We start from the raw sequence: 3269 nt of genomic DNA, 5'->3' as shown, positions 1-3269 counted from the left end.
TTTGATGGTATTTAACAAAAAAATCTACAAAGGAAAAAAGAGGCTATCTTTATTATGATGTGTTTTTGATATAATATATCCTGTTTAGAAGGTAATTCTGGACAAAGGTAGCGAAATATAGGAATTTTAGAATACATTAAGCATTAGCTAAACACGTACGACATGGTAGTTGGTTAAATATGGCTTAAGATTGAAATAAGTATTTTATCTCGTCAGTGTTTGGCAGAACGAATGGAGAATATAGAGCGATTAGAAAAAGAAGTAATTGCTTGGACAGATAAGAGAAATAACATAAGTGGAAAGGTTAATTGGCGATTTACTACCCCTGATGCACGCATTAAATTAAAAAAACTTTATCCATCAATTGAAATGTAGTAGACTACTAGTTGCAATTTATTTTGGATTGTTGTATTATTTAGAAAATGATTTTAAATAATATTGCAAATAAGCTTCATCTTGTCTTTGAAAAATATAAAGATTATATCAAGTTTGCATATCTTTTTGGCTCAGCAGCCAGAGATGATTTAACCCCCTTAAGCGATATAGATGTAGCTGTTTTTCTTTGTAAAGAAGAAAAGGAATTATATTTCAATTTAAAATTTGATATTCACGCTGACATTTGTCGGATTTTGAAAAGACAATGATATAGATGTGGTTATACTTAATATTGCAACCAACCTAATGCTTCTTGAAGAAATAATAAGATATGGAATATTATTGTTTGATGGCGATAAGGATTTAAGAGAAGAATTTGAACATAAAATTTTACACTATGCAATTGAATTTAAGGAGCAAAGGAAGGCTATAGTGGGTGTCTAATGGAACAAATCTACCAAAAGATTGGAAGGATTAAAAAATATCTTGCCTTGATTGAAAAAATTAAAAATGAATGTTTAACCCGATTTACAGCTGACCCAATATACAGGGGTGCATTGCTACATTTATTGGCTGATAGTTGCATATCCCTGGCAGAGCTGGTAATAAAGTATAAGAAATTGAAAATTTCACAATCTTATCATGAAACAATTGATATTTTAGGTGAAAATGGGATATTAAAGCCTACATTTGCTTATAAATTTGCAAGGATTGCAGGTTCTTAATGATGTAAGGATATTTGTAAAACAGATAGGGAAATTAGTAAATGCTAACCAATAGCGAGAAGATAAGATATACAAGGCAGATTTTACTCTTTAAAGAGGAGAATCAGATAAAATTAAAGGGGGCAAAGATTTTTGTCGCAGGTGTTGGTGGTTTGGGTTGCCCTGCATCTATGTATCTCGCTGTCGCAGGTATAGGCAAAATAAAAATAATTGACAAAGACAGGGTTGACCTTTCTAATCTAAATAGGCAGGTTCTTCATTGGGAAAAGGATATAAATAAAGCAAAGGTTTCCTCAGCAATAGAAAAGCTTAAAAGCATTAACCCTGATATTGAAATAGAGGCAATAGATGGTGAGATTACAGAAGAAAATGCCATTTCTCTTATAAATGGTTGTGATGGAATATTTGATGCAATGGACAATTTTGAAACAAGATTTATTTTAAATAAGGTAGCACTTGACCTTAAAATTCCCCTTTTCCATGGTTCAATATATGGCTTGGAAGGAAGGGCAACAACAATTATTCCAGGAAGAACTGTTTGTCTAAATTGTATATTTAGAGAGGCTCCACCAAAGGAAACATTCCCGGTAATCGGCACTACCCCAGGTTTAATCGCTATGATTCAGGCAACAGAGGTAATAAAATATTTCACATCCCTTGGAAAGCTCCTTGAGAATAGGTATTTTATATATAATGGTATAGATATGACCTTTAGGGAGCTAAAGCTTAAGAAAGACCCGGATTGCCTGGTTTGTGGAGTAAAATAATGGAAATACCCAAAGAGCATCTTCAGAGATACCTTGACCTGAAGAGGGATTTTAGAGAAGATAAATGTATCAATCTCCACCCCATCCAAAGGGGTGGTGTGCTATCCGAAGAAGCAAGGAAGGCAATAAATGAATTTGGGGATGGATATTCTACCTGCGATTGGTGTCCTCCAAAGTCTGCAAGGCTGGATATGATTGAGAAGCCACCCATAAAGCAATTTCTGGAGGATTTGACTATATTTCTTGGAATGGATGTTGCCCGTGTGGTTACCCGTTGCAGGGAGGCAAAATGGATTGCATTTTCTGCTTTGGCAAAGCCTGGTGATTATGTCGTCTTGGATAGCCTTGCCCATTATTCTAGCTATGTAGCAGCAGAGGTTGCAGGTTTGAGGGTAAAAGAGGTTCCTCATAGCGGTTATCCTGAGTTCAAATTGGATTTGGATAGCTATAAAACTAAAATTGAGGAGGTAAAAAATGAAACAGGAAAATTGCCTGCTGTTGTATTGTTAACCCATACAGATTATCTCTATGGCAACCTGAATGACCCTGGTATTGTAGCAGAAATCTCTCGTGAATATGGCATTCCTTTTCTTTTAAATGCCGCATATACAGCTGGAATAATGCCAATAAATGGTAAGCAGATGGGTGTAGATATTATTGTAAGTAGTGGACATAAGAGCTGGGCAGCGAGCGCACCTACAGGCATTTTGGCAATGAAGCAAGGGGTTTCTGAAAAGATTCTTAGCCGTTCAGAAATAGTTGGGGATTGGTCAGGTAGAAAGTTTTCTGCCAAAGAGCGTTATCTACTTGGCTGCACAGTTATGGGAGCACCATTTTTAAGCCTAATAGCATCCTTTCCTTATGTTGTAGAGAGAGTAAAGCTGTGGGATAAAGAGATAGAAAATGTCTGCTACCTTGTTAGTGAATTAGAAAAGATAGAGGGGATAAAACAGATTGGGACAAGACCAAAAGAGCATACATTAACCCATATAGAATCATCAGGATTTGATGGTGTAGCGAAAAGGCATAAAAAGCGTGGTTATTTCCTCTATGAAGAGCTGAAAAAGCGAGGGATTGTAGGTATCCAGCCAGGTATGACTAAGCATTTTAAACTCAATACCTACGGTTTATCAAAAGAAAAAATACAATATGTAGCCCAGGCTTTTAAAGAAATAGCCAAAGATAATGGATTAAATGTGGTTTGAAAATAAATTCCTATATTTCGCTACCTTTATCCAGAATTACCTCTAAACAGGATATATTATATCAAAAACACATCACAAAAAGATAGCCTTTTTTTCCTTTGTAGATTTTTTTGTTAAATACCATCAAAACATTCCATTGTAGGGCTTTAAAGAGATAAAGATTCTAATCTAGTTTCTTAAATTTTGCCAAAGGCATA

The 3269-nt window shown here is 35.1% G+C and carries 5 protein-coding genes and 1 pseudogene; all 6 read left to right on the top strand.

The annotated features are described in order from the left end of the window. Window positions 1-158: 158 nt before the first annotated feature. The 6 genes and pseudogenes from AB1630_11610 (at window position 159) to pscS (ending at window position 3072) form a co-directional block, all read left to right on the top strand. Window positions 159-375, top strand: a pseudogene (locus tag AB1630_11610) (IS630 family transposase). Between the two features lie 47 nt (window positions 376-422). Next, on the top strand, window positions 423-644 hold the full coding sequence (locus AB1630_11605) for a nucleotidyltransferase domain-containing protein (GenBank protein MEW6104438.1): 222 nt from the start codon (window positions 423-425) through the stop codon (window positions 642-644). Between the two features lie 37 nt (window positions 645-681). Beyond that, the gene (locus AB1630_11600) at window positions 682-819 is read left to right on the top strand and encodes a hypothetical protein (protein MEW6104437.1); all 138 of its coding nucleotides are present in this window, start codon (window positions 682-684) and stop codon (window positions 817-819) included. Beyond that, window positions 819-1100, top strand: coding sequence for a HepT-like ribonuclease domain-containing protein (locus tag AB1630_11595; GenBank protein ID MEW6104436.1), 282 nt, complete (start codon window positions 819-821; stop codon window positions 1098-1100). Before AB1630_11600 ends, AB1630_11595 begins: the two co-directional genes overlap by 1 nt. A gap of 41 nt (window positions 1101-1141) precedes the next feature. Beyond that, entirely contained in the window at window positions 1142-1867 is a 726-nt protein-coding gene (locus AB1630_11590) for a HesA/MoeB/ThiF family protein (protein ID MEW6104435.1), read from the top strand. Continuing rightward, on the top strand, window positions 1867-3072 hold the full coding sequence (pscS, locus tag AB1630_11585; protein ID MEW6104434.1) for an O-phospho-L-seryl-tRNA:Cys-tRNA synthase: 1206 nt from the start codon (window positions 1867-1869) through the stop codon (window positions 3070-3072). The genes AB1630_11590 and pscS overlap by 1 nt, the downstream gene beginning before the upstream one ends. The last annotated feature ends 197 nt before the right edge of the window (window positions 3073-3269 follow it).

The sequence above is a fragment of the bacterium genome (genome assembly GCA_040753555.1).
Classification (GTDB): domain Bacteria; phylum UBA9089; class UBA9088; order UBA9088; family UBA9088; genus JBFLYE01.
The sequence above is the reverse complement of the archived record's forward strand: the minus strand, read 5'-3'. Positions and strand labels throughout refer to the sequence as shown.